A 15558-nucleotide genomic window follows, 5' to 3' on the forward strand; every position below is an offset into this window, starting at 1 on the left:
AAAATTTAATTATTAGAAAAGGCACTCATGAAACTTATCAATACAGCAATGTCATAAATAAGCTCATTCAGACTTTTCCTCCTATTTGTAAAATCGTCTTAATTTTTGTACCGTATTTCACAGTCAAATAAGTTTTCCTGCATTTTAAGACCATCTTTCTTAACTTTAATTTCAAGAGATATAAATTTTACTAGGATTTAAAGATAAATTCATAATTTATGAAAAAATTTGTTGTAACTGCCAGAAATTTCATGTATTATGAAGGTAAAATCAAAAGGAGGTTTCCAAATGAATGCTGCTAATATTAAGCTTTACATCGCTTCGCAAATTAAAAAGTATCGAAAATTAGCTGGGCTTACGCAAAAAGAGTTGGGTGAGAAGATTGGGGTGAAACACAATACGATTTCATCATACGAATCCGGTACGAATGAGCCGGAACAGGACATGTTGTTTAAGATTGCAAATGCCCTCGGTGTGAGCATTAATGACTTGTTTCCTCCTACAGAAAATCCGCGGTTCGGGCAAGGTATACCAAGTTCCAAAATAGGAGATGATACGTCCGATCTGATGCGTTCCCTCTCGAATTCTCCAAAGCTTTTAAAATTAGCCAGAAATGCAGCAGACCTCAAAGAAGATAAACTAGATCAACTTAATGCATTGATTGATTTTTTTAAGAATGGAGGAAAAAATGCTTAATAGTAAACGACGTCATGCAATCATAAAAGAAGCGTACCGAACGTTAGAAATATTGGGCATAGAATCTTTCCCGATTTCATTATTCGATTTAAAAAAGTTACTTCCCAATAAGTTAAACATCATTGTTGGCTCCTATTCGGAGTATGCACGAAGCGCTAACCTTTATCCTGGAGATGTTGCCAACGCTGTCGGATCACATGATGCTGTAACTTTTTGCAAAGGTAAAGATGTCCTTATGATGTATAACGATTCATGTATGCGTCCTCGGGAAAGACAACTTTGGAGCCTCAGTCATGAATTAGGGCATTGCCGTTTAAAGCACTTTAGCCTTTTGGCCGATTATCAGAGCAAGGGGCTTCAATGCAGTGACGAAATGAAAAAAGATATCGAATTAGAAGCGGACTTCTTCGCTCGAAATTTTTTAGCACCTCTAGAAATCGGATTAGCACTGATTGGGATATTTCCAAATTTCCGTCCAGATAGGTATCTCATCTTTAGTTTCCATCGTTTCTTTTTTGGCTTAAGTGGTGAAGCATCATACAACTGCGCCTTGGATTATGCTAAAGGAAAAATAGAAAATTACTTATGCCCCGGCGTGATAGATAGGTTTCAGCCATATATAGATAAAGTGCGTGCTTGCTACGATGGAGCCCAAATTAACGCCCTTTTATCCCGAGAAAGCGTAGCCTACGACTGTGCTCGGAAGGCTTATTATAATAAGCTAAATGGTAAATTCTCATTGGCAGCGCGCCCATCTCGTGTGGGAGATGTTCTTATGAACATGTGCCATTAGTGAAGAAAGAGTGAAAAAGTGGACAACTAGTGCGCAAGCTTTGCCCGATGGGACGTATTAATACGTACTCATACGGAATCGCAGAAAACCAGAAACACCGCATCAGTACTGTATTAAATACTAATGCGGTGTTATACGTACTTATACGGAAATTTTCCGTATAAGCTATTTTCATTTGGTGGAGATGAGGGGAGTCGAACCCCTGTCCGAAAGCATTGCAATGCAACTTTCTCCGAGCGCATCCAACATACTTTATTTCGCAGTATCATCGCCTATTGGCGGGCTAATCAACCACTATCTCGATGGATTTCCCACACCGGCCTCCGAGAATTGACTGATGGGTATCCTGCAAGTGTCGTTCACGATTCTTCAGCAGGAGTGAAGAAAGGGAACGTTAGCAATTTAAGCTGCTAAAGCGTAAGAATCGTCTGCGTTTATAACGCGTTTCCACCGTTTAATGGGGTTGATGGAATCCCAGCTCGCTTATCACACCACATCTACCCCCGTCGAAACCAGTACATCCCCAGGGTTGATGCTTGTTGCTATCATTCTAGCACAAGGATACCAGGAAGTAAACAGATTAAAAGGGTTCTGCACATTAGAAGTGTAATTAATGGTACACTAAAAAACCATGGACTGTCTGGAGCAGTCCATGGTTTTTAAGTTTCAATATTACCGCATGCCTGCAGCAATATTGATGAAGTTTGTAATAATGATAGCGTTCGTGATGTTGCTCAGGAAGCCGCCGATTACCGGCACTACAAAGAAGGCCAGCTTGGAGTATCTGTACTTGTCGCAGACCGTCTTCATGGTGGTCATGGATACAGGCACAGCGCCCAGACCGAATCCGGTATGACCTACAGCGATGATTGCTGCATCGTAGTTCTTACCGCAAATATAGAAGTCAATGAAGTAGCAGTAGAACAGGATAAATACAACCTGAGCCATCAGCATGACGACCATAGGACCAGCCAGTCCGGCCAGCTGCCACAGTTTCATGGAGATGATGGACAGGGATACGAAGAGGCCCAGAGAGAAGTCACCGACAGTGTTGATGGCTTCGTACATGGAATCTGGCGTATTCCCCTTTTTATCCAGATACAGACGAACAAGGATACCACCGAGCATGCAGCATACGTGAATCGGGAAGGAAATGTGGAAACTCTTCAGGATTGCCATGAAAACTGCACCAAGGCCGAGGCAGAAGCACATCAGGTACATTGCCTTGACAACGTCGCCGTTGAACATAGCCGTACCGACTTCTTTACCTGTTTCTTCTGCTTGTTCAGCCTTACCATCCAGTTCAGGATCTTCAAGATGATGTTTTCTGATAATCCAGCGGCCGAAAGGCCCACCAATAATGCAGCCGGAAATCAGGCCAAATGTTGCAGAAGCAATGGCCACTTCCAAAGCAGCCGTGGCGCCCTTTTCAACAGCCATAGGCGCAAACGCGGCAGCGTTGCCGTGACCACCGGTCATAGGCGTGGAACCGGTCATCAGCGCAATCAGAGGATCAACTCCCATGGCGATACCAATGCCCATGGACAGAATGTTCTGCAAAATAGCCAGGACAGCGGCAGAAATACAGAAAATAATAACAAGTTTTCCGCCTTTTTTCAGCAGAGACAAGCTGGCTGCCGCACCGCTGGCTGCGAAGAAGATGCAGTAGAAAAGGTTATTCGCTACTTTGTAATCAAAGGAAAGTTCGGCAATACCTGTTTCGTACAGGATCAAAGAAATGATTGACACGATAGTACCGCCGACAACAGCGCCCGGCAAACAGTACTTTTTCAAAATCGGCATCTTGTTACGACACCACTGGCCAAGCCAGATTGAAACGACCGCTAGTGCCAGGGATTGGAACATGTCCAGTTTAATTGCTAATCCACCCATCTTAAATCCCCCCTAAGATTTAGATTCTGGTGCAGCTCTCCAGAAGCACACAGCAAAATCATAATGTTATTATATCATCATTTTATTTGTTTTACTATAATTTTTTCCTTAATTTTTTGAATTTTTTTATTTACAGTTAAACCAGAAATAATTGGTTATTGTATTATGTATTCAGCATTCCATGTATGTAAATATTTTTTTATTAATTTTTTAACACTTAATTGAGTCATTCATTTTACCCTAGTTATAGTTGGTTTTATCAATAAGTAATATTTATTGCTATTTAAATGAATATAAATTCTCATATTGTGTATTTTTATGTGTTTTGTATCCACAATTTTGCAAATAATTGTTAATAAATTGACAAAATATACGTTTCTGAGTCGAAAGAAAAGGTGCACTTGGCGTTTAGCAATTCGCATTTGGTCCGTTCTTAGGCAGAAAAGGATCCTCATTCATGTTGAGGTGAATAGTCCAATTATGGGGTTACGCTGAATACAAGAACTATTTTTCGAGCCAATCCTTATTATTCCGCTACGCACCTACCGCAAGCGCGCGACAGATAGCAAACTGCGGCTTTAAACAAAAAAAGACTACTGCATTTCTGCAATAGTCTTTTCTCGTTTAAAATTTATGCTACGGGGTCAATTTTTCCGGCGGCACGCATAGCAGCAGCCTGCTTCCTCAGCCGCTCAATTCGGTCTTCCGTAGCCGGGTGAGTCGAAAACAGAGCCTTGGCGTCCCTGGCACTAAACGGGGATATGATGAAGAGATGAGCCGTATTCTCTGTTGCATTCGGCATCGTATGGACGCTTTGGATGCTTTCTATCTTTGCCAATGCGTCAGCCAGAGCATCCGGATCTCCGCACAGCTCCCCGCCGCTTTCATCGGCCATGTACTCTCTCGTTCTTGACACGGCAAGCTGAATGATAGCTGCCATGAGAGGTGTTAAGACCACGAGGAATAAACCGCCTAATCCACCGCCATCATCCCTGTCGCGGCGTCCGCCGAAAAAGAGCAGGAAACGGGACAGGTAGGAAATGAGGCCAGCCATACCGGCGGCGATGGTTCCAATCAGAATATCGTTATGTCTGATGTGGCTCAATTCATGGCCCAGTACTCCGGAAAGTTCCCGCGGAGTCAAAATATCCATGAGGCCCGTCGTGACGCAGACGGCTGCGTGTTCCGGATTACGGCCTGTTGCAAAGGCATTCGGCACGCGGCTGTCAATAATGCAGACGCGAGGCATCGGAAGTCCGGCTCTCCGCGTCAGTGCTTCCACAATATTCCAAAGGCCCGGTGCCATTTCCTTATTGACCTCCTGCGCCCCATACTGGCTGATGACAATTTTGTCACTGTTCCAGTAAATGAACATATTGGAGAGGATGGAAATGAGAAGCATCACAGCCATTCCGTTTGTACCGCCGACATAATCACCGATGACGAGAAGCAGGGCCGTCATCAAACCCATCAATAACGTGGTTTTGAGCATTCTGCTCACCTCCTAATGCAATAACTCAGGAACACTCACCATGGTAATTCCCGAATTAAGAACTGCCTGATAGCACTGCTGCCAGGCTTTTGCCGTATTCGGTCTTGCATGACAGATGACAATGGCAGAGCCGTAACGATCAGCGGCTTTTACAGCCTTGATAATCTGTGCCTCGATGTCCCCGACATCACTGCTGTTATCAAGGAAAAATGCATTGTGCGCCGTTGGTACGCCCATTTCACTGGCGGTCTCTTCTGCCACAGAAGAAGCACTTGTACGGCTGTCAACAAAGAACAGCCCGCGTTCCTTCAGTACTCCCAATACTGCCCGAATGGTCGGGCCATTGGACGTCGCTGCCGAGCCTTGATGGTTGTTGACACCTGTCACCCCGGGCAGGCTGTCCAGCGCTTCCCGGGTAAAATCCTGGATTTGCTGTTTCGTCATACCTACCCGGACGGAACGGCTCTCCGAACTGCCGCCTGAAAATGGCTGCATCGGCAGATGCAGCATTGCTGTGTGGCCGCTGCCTTTGATGATGGAAAGCGCCGCTTCACTGTTCGTTTTAAAAGGAATAACCGCAAAAGTCATATTAAGCGGCAGACTTGTCAGTGTCCGTACCGGATCCAGCTGATATCCACAATCATCAATAAGGATTGCGAGCTTTCCGCTGTACTGACCGGCTGCAAGCCCCGGGAGTTCATCCCCGCCGCCGGATTCTGCCGGTGCCGGCTGCTCCTGCGTTTCAGGCTTTGTCTCCGTTTTAGGTTCAGCTTTCGGTTTGGCTTTCTTTTCCTGCTTGGCAGATTGTTCTTTCTGTTCAGCAGTTTTTTTCGCCTTTTCCTGCTGAATTTCCTTCTTTTCCTTTTGCTTGATTTCCTGAACTTTCTTCTTGACCGGTTCAGGCAGCGTTTCCTTTACTTTTTCCTTAACAGGTTCCGGCATGATGTCCTCTATGACATCGGGCCACGTTTCCTCGGGATTCTGCCGTTTATGGGCAGTCAAAAACATGCCCAGGCCTATGACGACTACAAGGATCAAAATAACCCAGAAGTGTCCGCCTTTTTTCTTTTTTCTGCGCGGTTGGCGCGTATATCGTCTACTTGGCATAAAACAAAACTTCCTGTCACGTTTTAATTCCTTTTCAGGACTGTGCCGATAAAGGATTTAGGGATAGTATAGCCCCTCAGCAAATTCTGTCAAGCCTCGTTAAGCACGAGGATGACTCTTATCGTAGACAGCCTTCAGACGATTGTTTGTCAGGTGCGTATAGATCTGTGTAGTTGAAATATCGGAATGCCCAAGCAATTCCTGCACAGTGCGCAAGTCAGCCCCGTTATCCAGCATATGCGTGGCGAAGGAGTGACGCAGGATATGCGGAGTCAGGTGCTTTTGAATGTGAACAGCTTCACCATATCCCTTGATGACCTGCCAGAACCGCTGTCTCGTCATCCCCGTTCCCCGCACGGAGAGGAAAAGGACGTCCGTCGGTTTATCTTCCTTCAGGAACAGAGGGCGCACCCTGTCGATATACTCTTTCAGGAATTTAACGGCATACTGCCCCAGAGGAATCAGCCGTTCTTTAGAACCTTTCCCATAAGCAATAACGTACTGTGCCTTCAGATCAACCCGCTGAAGTGTCAGGGAGAGCAGCTCTGACACCCGCATGCCCGTCGCGTACATGACTTCCAGCATCGTCCGGTCCCGGAAACCTTCCGGTTTCTTGAGGTCAGGTGCTGAAAAAAGACGCTTTACTTCCTCGACAGACAGCACCTTCGGCAGCACTACGCCCCGGGTGTCCGATTCGATAACTTCGCAGGGATCCTCGTCAATGTAGCCTTCACTCGTCATAAAGCGAAAGAAGGATTTCAAAGCGGCAAGTTTCCTTGCAGAGGAAGTAGGTGCGTAATTTTCTTTTTTCAGATCACTCATATACTTCGTAATGTCGTCACGGGTAATGTCTTTCAGTTCTTTCTTAACCCGTACGGAAAACATGCGAAGATCTCTTCCATAGGAATCTCTCGTGTTAGGCGAGAGTCCCATTTCTACAGTCAAATAATCCAGAAACACAACGATTTCTGCTTCCAGTTTATTCTTTAGCGACATCCTGGTCATTCCCTTTTTTCAAAGTTAAGATTGCACCCGTTTCCATCGGTGCGATAGTAGAAATTGCATGCTTATAAATCAGCTGCTGCTTGCCTTCACTTTCCACGATGACTGTGAAGTTATCAAACCCCCACACTCTTCCACGGACCTGGAAGCCGTTCAGCAGATAAATTACGATGGTTCTTTTTTCACTGCGTACTTTGTTCAAGAAACTGTCTTGCAGGTTAAGCTGTTTACTTGTTCCACTGTTCATAATGACCCCTCGCCTTTCCTAAATAAAATGACTTTCCTTTAGCAGCGTAAGCATGCGCTGAGTACATGCCTCATAATCCGGCTCCGCCGAAAGCGTCAGCCAATGGATATAGGGCATCTTTTTATACCAGGTAATCTGCCTTTTGGCAAAATTACGAGTAGCCTGTTTAATCTTATCCACACATTCCTCGAGTGTATATTTTCCCTGAAAATACATCACTGCCTGACGGTAACCGATACTCTTCATCGACTGGGCATCGAGACTGATGCCTGCCTTGTAAAAATGCTCTGCCTCCTTGAGAAGACCGGCTTCCATCATAAGATCCACCCGGCGGTTGATTCTGTCATAAAGGATTTCCCGCGGCATCGTGAGCCCGAAAACGAAGGCGTCATAGGGGAACTGACTGTCCCTATCCCGGGAGACCGTCCCTCCGCCCTCTATGGATTCAAGTGCCCTGATAACTCGCCGCCTGTCGTTGACGGAGAGCCGTGCTGCCGTTTCGGGATCTTTTTCGGCAAGCTTTGCATGAAGTGCCGCGTTACCGTACGTATCGGCATACCGGGAAAGTTTTTCCCGCAGTGTCTGCGACTCCTGCACATCGGAAAAATGGTAATTTTCCAAAAGCGCCTTGAGATAAAGGCCCGTACCGCCGACGACAATCGGCAGATGGCCGCGCGCATGGATTTCACGGATGAGTGCTCCCGCCTGCTGCTGAAAATCGACGACAGTGTACTTGTCACCGGGTTCACAGATATCAATCAGATGATGAGGCACTGCCGCCCTTTCTTCGGGAGTCGGTTTCGCGGTGGCAATGTCCATACCCTTAAAAACGAGCATGGAATCGCCCGAAATGATTTCACCTTGAAGACGCTGGGCAAGCAGGATGCCGCAGGCCGTCTTTCCTGTCGCTGTAGGTCCGGCAATGACAATGAGTTTTTGTTTTTCCATTCTCACTGCCTCCTTATAATGCCATATTTGACACGGCTGTAGCGGCCGCCCCGGATTTCTGAGGCACCCAGTTTCTCCATATAGCCGCGATAGCGTTCCTTGACGACGACCCGCGGTGCCACACGCAGTGCAGCTTCTACAAAGGCCCTGTCCGGTTCTTCATGGAAAGCGGCAGGACGCAGAGGCTGCATGTTGGATGAGCCCTCGACCGGTGTCTGGAACATCGGGTCAAGGTACACGACCGAAAAAGAATCGTCAGGAAGTGTCCGGATATATTCCCGGGCATTCGCCCGTATTACCGTGATGCGGCGCAGGGCCTCAACAAGCTCCGGCGGCGCATCGGTATAAGTTTTAAGGCCTTCGGAAACTACTTTCCATATGAGCGGTGATGCTTCGAGCCCTACGACCTTGCCGGAAGGGCCTGTGACATAGGAGGCAATGGCCGCATCAGCAGCAAGGCCAAGTGTGCAGTCGAGCACTCTGTCACCCGGTTTCAGTTCACAGGCATCGACAAAATGATCGAGATGACCTCGTTCCAGTTCCTGAACGCGGAGCACGGCCATACCCGGATGATACCGCAGTATGCCCTCTTCCGTATCGACCTGAGGCCCTCGCGCGGTCGCAACGAGTAACCCCGCCAACCCGTAACGCTCCCGCATTTTGGACAGGGACTCACCGCGGCGCCTTTTAAGGAAAGGCAGCTGCAGTTCTTCTGCCCAGGTGCGGGCCGTCCGGGAAAGAAGGGGTCCTCCTTTCAGGCCTACCGTCACGGCAAAACTCTCTGCCGCCGTCATGTTCTCTTAAAGAGCTTAAACAGCTCTGCCGAATTGACTTCAATCATGCAGGGACGGCCATGGGGACACGTGAAAGGATGCTCCGTATTAAGAAGTTCCAGAATCAGTTCCCGCATTTGACGAATATTCAGTACTTCTCCGGCACGGATAGCGCTGTGGCACGCTGCGTAATGCAAGACTTCTTCCCGCAGGTCGCTCGTCTTGATTTCTTTATTCTCAGAAAGCATCTTCAGAATGTCACTGATAAAGCCTTCTGCCTGCCCTGCTTCTACGTCAGCAGGAAGAGCCGACACGCGCAGCATCGTTTCTCCGGCTGGTTCCGCATCGACACCCAGTTTCAGGAATTCCTCCCGATAGTGGTCCACCGCGTCCACGTCCTGCGGCGTAACCGTAAGAAAAAGAGGCATAAGCATCTGCTGGGACGGCACGGGCTGCTGCTGACGTACAAATTTATCATACATAATGCGTTCGTGAGCCGCATGCTGGTCAATCAGATAGAGCGAATTCTCTGACTGGGCAATGATAAACGTCCGGTCAACCTGGCCGAGCGGCCAGATGACGTCAATGCCATTTTGTGCGGCTGCTGCCGCCATATTTTCAGCCTCTGACGGTGCGGCATCACCCTGGGCACTGCCATTGCTCTCTGCACCTGGCTGCGAAAGATTCTCCGTAGTCCGCTGGGCACTAAAAATAGCATCTGTCCGCGTTTCCTGGGTTTCCGGATTTCTCCAGATTTGTTCCGTATAAGTAGAGCGCGGCGTCAGCGGACTCTGCCTGCCCAGGCGGTTCCACCCGGAGGGGGCCTTAAAGAGCGGCTCATTTTCCACTGAGGCAGCTTTATAAGGCGCCGTCCCGTCCGGCTTTGTGGCCACGATACTGCCGCTTTCTTCCCTGCCGGCCATGGGGCGCGTCAAGGTATTGCAAAGAGCATGATACACGGCCCGATAGACAGCCTGCTCATCCCCAAATTTAATTTCACTCTTCTGGGGGTGCACGTTAATATCGATAGTATGCGTATCCACAGTCAGATTCAGCACCGCAAAGGGAAATCCTGCCTTCGGAATCTGGGATTGATACGCATGGTCGATAGCTTTGGAAATCATGCGATTGTTGATAGAACGGCCGTTGACGAAAAGCGTCTGCCACGTCCGCGTTCCCTTAAGCAGGGTCGGTTTGCTGATATAGCCATCTACCTGAATGCCGTCCTGGTCATGATGCACTTCGAGCAGCTGGGAGACAACTTGTTTCCCGTATAAAGACCCAATCGTATCTACAAGGCTGCCGCTGCCGGGAGTATTGATGACTTCCTTATCGTTGCTCATCAGCGTGATATGGACATCCGGCCGGGAAAGTGCAATTCTGGAAAGAACTTCATTGATGTAACGGCCTTCTGTATTAACAGTACGGAGGAATTTCCGCCGTGCCGGCACATTATAAAACAAATCTTTGACCGTCACCGTCGTCCCCACATCTCCGCCCATGGAATCAACGGTTATGTCTTCACCGCCGTCAATAGTGATGGACGTGGCAAAATCGGAACCGTCTTCCCGCGTCAACAGATTGAAGTGAGATACGGACGCGATACTCGGCAAGGCTTCACCGCGGAATCCCAGCGTATGAAGCGTCAGGAGATCCTCCGCTTTGACAATTTTACTTGTCGCGTGGCGCAAAATCGCCATTCTGGCATTGGCTTCGTCCATGCCGGATCCATTATCTTTCACACGGATGAATTCCGTGCCGCCTGCGTAGATTGTCACTTCAATGTGGTCGGCGCCGGCATCGAGAGAATTTTCCACAAGTTCCTTCACAACGGAAGCAGGTTTCTCAACCACTTCACCGGCAGCGATCTGGTTTGACGTATTCTGGTCAAGGAGTTTGACTTCTGCTTTCAAACTGTCTTACCCCCTTCCCGTTTTGCTTCTTCCGATAATTTATAAAGGGTATTCATGGCCTCAAGAGGCGTCATGGTCGTGACATCCAGTCCAATCAGCTCTTCTCTCAGGACATCACCGAAAAGACTCGTCTGCAGTTCCGGCTCTGCCTCAGCAGCCTGCGGCTTCTGGGCATTTTTAGGCGCTTCGGCATGACGCGTGCCTTCGGCTGCATACTGTTTCAAAAGTTCATCAGCACGCTCCAGCACCTTGTTCGGGAGCCCGGCCAGCCTTGCTACGTGAATGCCGTAGCTGCGGTCCGTTCCGCCCGGTACAATGCGGCGCAGAAACACAATGTCCTTACCCTTTTCCTTCACCGCGATGGAGTAATTTTTAATACCTTCCATTTCATCTTCCATCTCGATGAGTTCATGATAATGCGTGGCAAAGAGCGTCTTTGCCTTGATTTTCGTATTGATATACTCCACGACGGCACGGGCAATACTCATCCCATCGTAGGTACTGGTCCCGCGGCCCACTTCATCGAGAATAATAAGCGAATGGCTCGTTGCGTTCTTAAGAATATTGGCTACTTCGTTCATCTCAACCATAAAGGTACTTTGTCCGGTCGCCAGGTCATCGCTGGCACCGACTCTCGTGAAGATGCGGTCCACTGGACAAATGGAAGCTTCCCTGGCAGGGATAAAGCTGCCCATCTGGGTCATCAGCGTCAGCAGTGCAATTTGACGCATATATGTTGATTTACCGGCCATGTTCGGGCCTGTAAGGATAATCAGCCGTTCATCCGTACAATTCAGATGTACGTCATTCGGGACAAAAAGCTCCCGTTCCAGCAGTTTCTCGACAACGGGATGACGGCCATCCTTAATGCTGATTTCTTCTTTATCATTCAGCCGCGGACAGATATAGTTGCCCTTAAAAGCGGCCATTGCCAAAGAATAGAGCACATCGAGTTCACCAATAGCCCGTGCCGTTTCCTGGATGTGGACGATCTGCTTCCGCACACACTGACGGATTTCATTAAAGAGATAATACTCGAGCTGCTGAATTTTTTCGTGGGCACTCAGAATTTTATTTTCGAACTCTTTCAGTTCCGGCACAATATACCGTTCCGCGTTGACAAGAGTCTGCTTACGGATAAAATTGTCCGGCACCAAATTAATCTGCCCCTTGGAGACTTCGATATAATAGCCAAATACTTTGTTGAATCCGACTTTCAAATTTTTGATGCCCGTCGAATCTTTGATGCGCTGCTCGAAATTCTGCATCCATTCGTTATTATTCTCCGCGATTTCATGCAGCTCATCCAGTTCCGCATTGAAGCCTTTGCGAATCATGCCGCCTTCCCGCACGGTAAAAGGCGGGTCATCGACAATCCCCCGTTCCAGAACATCAAGCACATCCTGATGTGGGGAAATCCGCAAATCAAGCTGATGCAGCAGGCCGCCCGCAACAGGCGCGAGAAGCTGCTTGAGCGTCGGTATCACACGCAGTGCGCTGCGCAGTGCTACCATATCCCGGGCGTTGGCCGAGCCTACTTCGATGCGGGATAAGATGCGCTCCAGGTCCGTAATATCCTTCAGGGCATCTCCCAGACTTGTCCGGAAAGATGCATTTTCCAAAATCGTCTTTACAGCCTGCTGACGCAGAGAAATCCGCGTCACACTAAGGAGAGGTGCTTCAATCCACTGCCGCAGCAGCCGGGCTCCCATGGCGGTGCAGGTGTAATCCAGGATATCAAGAAGGGTACCGTGTTTGGTGCCGTCCTTCATGTTGCGAATCAGTTCCAGATTGCGAATCGCTGTCGCGTCAAGGGTCATGACCTGATCTGTCGTGATTTCACTGAGACGGTTGATCTGAGCCAAATCCCCTTTTAAATTTTCGTGAATATACTGGAGCATGCGCTCCACCGTATTTCTCACAAAAGGATTGGAAGCAGCCTTGTCACTGTCCCCGAAATGACGGCTGAAGTCATTGACGGAACCATCTGCATGGAATCGGTTAATCATGCAGTGCGGCAGGCGCTCTGCAAGCATCGTGCTGACTGCTTCTGGCAGTTCTGCTTCCGGTTCCAGAATCAGTTCTGCCGGCTGCATGCGGTAGATTTGATCCAAAATTAAATCTTCTACATTGCTGCCCGCTGCCTCATACCAGGAACATTCTCCTGTCGATACGTCGGAAAAACTGATACAAGCATGTTTCTTTTCCCAGGAGAGACAAGCCAGATATTGGTTATGCTGTTCATCCAGGACGGCATCGCTTAGTACCGTTCCCGGAGTGAGGATTTTCGTTACTTCGCGCTTTACGATACCGACGGCTTTTTTCGGGTCTTCCATCTGGTCACAGATGGCAATCCGGTATCCTTTTTTAATCAGCTTTGCCAGATAACTGTCTACTGAATGAAAAGGCACGCCGCACATCGGAATCGGATGTTTCGTGTTGCCCGCACGGTGTGTAAGCGTCAGATTGAGCTCACGTGACGCGGTCACAGCATCATCAAAGAATAGTTCATAAAAATCGCCCAGGCGGAAGAAAAGAAGTTTATCCTGATGTTCTTTCTTGACCGCCATGTACTGCTGTACCATGGGCGTATAGCCTTCTTTTTCCATTACTCCACCTTTCCTTTAAGGAGCCAGGTCTGAGCTTTCTCGATATGGACCGGTACAATATCCCCGGGTTTGGGATTCGTACTCCCCTTCGGCCACAGGACGAGATTATTCCCATCGGTCCGGCCGCTCAGAACATCCGGATTACTGCGGCTCGGGCCTTCCACCATGACGGGCAGCGTTTTCCCGATCAGGCGTTTATTACGCTCCAGGCTGCATTGATTCTGGACTTCCATCAACCGGTCCAGACGTTCTTTTTTAACGGCATAGGGCACCTGATTATCCATCCTGGCGGCCGGTGTGCCGGAACGTTTGGAATAAATAAACGTAAAGGCATCATCAAACTGAACTTCCTTTACGAGGCTCAGTGTTTCCTCAAAATCTTCTTCTGTTTCACCGGGAAAACCGACAATAAGGTCGGTAGAAATAACGGCATCCGGTACATACTTACGGATGGTATGGACAAGTCCCAGATACATTTCCCGGTCATATCCCCGATTCATGGCCTTCATGATACGGCTGCTCCCGGACTGCACGGGAATGTGGAAATTCTTGCAGATATGGCGGCTGTCAGCGATGGTCTTCACGACTTCCTCGCTCATGTCGCGGGGATGACTCGTCATATAACGGATGCGCTCCACACCAGGAATTTCGTCAACCATCTGGAGAAGATGGCTGAAAGCTTCCTTCTCTCCCCTGTCCTTCCCATAGGAATTGACATTCTGTCCCAGGAGGGTAAATTCCTTATAACCCTGGGCCACTGCTTTTTCGATTTCCCTGCAGATGGCAGAAGCCTCGCGGCTTCTCTCACGGCCCCTTACATAAGGAACAATGCAGTATGTGCAGAAATTATTGCAGCCGTACATAATCGGCACCCAAGCTGCAAAACTGCTCTTTCTGACGAAACTGCCCTCAAATTCCTGAGGCATAACAGTCAGGTCATCAAAAAGGCCCTGACCGTCACGGTTTGCCAGATAATTCTGCAGGATAGAACTGAATGAATTGACATGAGCCGTGCCCAGCAGGAGGTCGACCTGTGGGTATTTTTTGAGGAGATCCTTCCCCCACTTCTGGGCCATACATCCAGTAACACAAAGAACGGAACCAGGATGGTTCCGTTTAACCTGCTTCATCTCACCTATTTTGCCAAGAATTTTCTTTTCCGCGCTTTCACGGACGCAGCATGTATTAATAATAATGACATCGGCTGTATGGTAATCCGGGGTATAAGAATACCCAAGGTCCATCAGCTGGCCGGCATAATGCTCGGCATCACTTTCGTTCATCTGACAGCCATAATTTAGGACATGGTAGTATCTTGTCATGAATCAAATTTACTCCTTACATCAGTTGTCACACTATATTATACTGTACTTTCGTTTAAATTTACAGTTGTAAAATCGAAATTAACAAACTATTCATGATTAGCAAGTTTATTTAATGGTCAAATTTAAAATGATGATAGTTGTGAGTTATGAGTTGTGAGTCAGCAGCAAAGTGGTAAGTGGATAGTGGTTAGTACACCCGTGCGGGCAGATTGTCAGGCGAAGGCCCAAGGCAGATAGCTGATAGCAGTTAGCAGATAGCCCCGCCTGCGGCAGCATGGTACGGCCTTCGGCCGGAAGAAAAGTTAAAAACAAAAGAAACTGTCGAGTAGACGGGTCGAGTTGCCTCGCCCGCCCCTCACAGAACCGTACGTGCGGTTTTCCCGCATACGGCTCTTAGAATAATCTTTCAGCACCATATCTGCACTCTTGCACTTGGTGCCTTAATTTCTGTGTCGCAATTTCCATTATGATAACCTCCTTGTGTTACCTTCTGTTTTGAGACAGAAATCGATTATTCTTTGCCCCCTTCGCTCCGCCTACTTTCATAGGTTTCATCACTACAATGAGGCAATCCGACTACTGACCCAGCTTTTGCCAACCTCCGTACAGTTAAGTATTTAAGTCAGCATACCACTGTCCCTTGGAGTGAGTCAGTTCTCCCAGGTACATGAATAGTGTTTGTGTACTCGCCGTGCACTTAGACCCCGATGGAACTCTGTACAGTTCTCGCCGCAGTTTTCTGCTAACGAACTGCACGCTT

The 15558-nt window shown here is 48.2% G+C and carries 12 protein-coding genes and 1 other RNA gene; 2 read left to right on the top strand and 11 right to left on the bottom strand.

Translation table 11 applies throughout. The features are described from left to right. The first annotated feature begins 288 nt into the window (after positions 1-288). On the top strand, positions 289-696 hold the full coding sequence (locus LKE33_10570) for a helix-turn-helix domain-containing protein (protein MCH3951362.1): 408 nt from the start codon (positions 289-291) through the stop codon (positions 694-696). Then, on the top strand, positions 689-1489 hold the full coding sequence (locus LKE33_10575; protein MCH3951363.1) for a hypothetical protein: 801 nt from the start codon (positions 689-691) through the stop codon (positions 1487-1489). Before LKE33_10570 ends, LKE33_10575 begins: the two co-directional genes overlap by 8 nt. 176 nt (positions 1490-1665) lie before the next feature. Here the strand turns inward: LKE33_10575 and ssrA are convergent. The 11 genes from ssrA to miaB all read right to left on the bottom strand — a co-directional run bounded on the left by ssrA (position 1666) and on the right by miaB (position 14795). Further along, positions 1666-2014: a transfer-messenger RNA gene (gene ssrA, locus LKE33_10580) on the bottom strand. A 147-nt stretch (positions 2015-2161) separates the two neighbouring features. Beyond that, positions 2162-3382: a sodium/glutamate symporter gene (locus tag LKE33_10585; GenBank protein MCH3951364.1), complete on the bottom strand. Its 1221-nt coding sequence runs from the start codon at positions 3380-3382 to the stop codon at positions 2162-2164. Between the two features lie 631 nt (positions 3383-4013). Then, positions 4014-4874, bottom strand: coding sequence for a zinc metalloprotease HtpX (locus tag LKE33_10590; protein MCH3951365.1), 861 nt, complete (start codon positions 4872-4874; stop codon positions 4014-4016). A gap of 12 nt (positions 4875-4886) precedes the next feature. Continuing rightward, the gene (locus LKE33_10595) at positions 4887-5981 is read right to left on the bottom strand and encodes a divergent polysaccharide deacetylase family protein (protein ID MCH3951366.1); all 1095 of its coding nucleotides are present in this window, start codon (positions 5979-5981) and stop codon (positions 4887-4889) included. Positions 5982-6080: 99 nt separating this feature from the next. Beyond that, positions 6081-6977 carry a site-specific tyrosine recombinase XerD gene (xerD, locus tag LKE33_10600; protein ID MCH3951367.1) on the bottom strand — a complete coding sequence of 299 codons (897 nt, stop codon included), beginning with the start codon at positions 6975-6977 and terminating at the stop codon, positions 6081-6083. Beyond that, complete coding sequence (gene hfq, locus LKE33_10605; protein ID MCH3951368.1) at positions 6961-7230, bottom strand: RNA chaperone Hfq; 270 nt, start codon at positions 7228-7230, stop codon at positions 6961-6963. Before hfq ends, xerD begins: the two co-directional genes overlap by 17 nt. Positions 7231-7248: 18 nt before the next feature. Next, positions 7249-8178, bottom strand: coding sequence for a tRNA (adenosine(37)-N6)-dimethylallyltransferase MiaA (miaA, locus tag LKE33_10610; GenBank protein ID MCH3951369.1), 930 nt, complete (start codon positions 8176-8178; stop codon positions 7249-7251). 2 nt (positions 8179-8180) lie between these two features. After that, positions 8181-8972 carry a class I SAM-dependent methyltransferase gene (locus tag LKE33_10615; GenBank protein ID MCH3951370.1) on the bottom strand — a complete coding sequence of 264 codons (792 nt, stop codon included), beginning with the start codon at positions 8970-8972 and terminating at the stop codon, positions 8181-8183. After that, entirely contained in the window at positions 8969-10864 is a 1896-nt protein-coding gene (gene mutL / locus LKE33_10620) for a DNA mismatch repair endonuclease MutL (GenBank protein MCH3951371.1), read from the bottom strand. Before mutL ends, LKE33_10615 begins: the two co-directional genes overlap by 4 nt. After that, positions 10861-13473: a DNA mismatch repair protein MutS gene (gene mutS, locus LKE33_10625; protein ID MCH3951372.1), complete on the bottom strand. Its 2613-nt coding sequence runs from the start codon at positions 13471-13473 to the stop codon at positions 10861-10863. The genes mutL and mutS overlap by 4 nt, the downstream gene beginning before the upstream one ends. Continuing rightward, the gene (gene miaB / locus LKE33_10630; protein MCH3951373.1) at positions 13473-14795 is read right to left on the bottom strand and encodes a tRNA (N6-isopentenyl adenosine(37)-C2)-methylthiotransferase MiaB; all 1323 of its coding nucleotides are present in this window, start codon (positions 14793-14795) and stop codon (positions 13473-13475) included. Before miaB ends, mutS begins: the two co-directional genes overlap by 1 nt. Between the last annotated feature and the right edge of the window lie 763 nt (positions 14796-15558).

The organism is Acidaminococcus sp. (assembly GCA_022482815.1).
Classification (GTDB): domain Bacteria; phylum Bacillota; class Negativicutes; order Acidaminococcales; family Acidaminococcaceae; genus Acidaminococcus.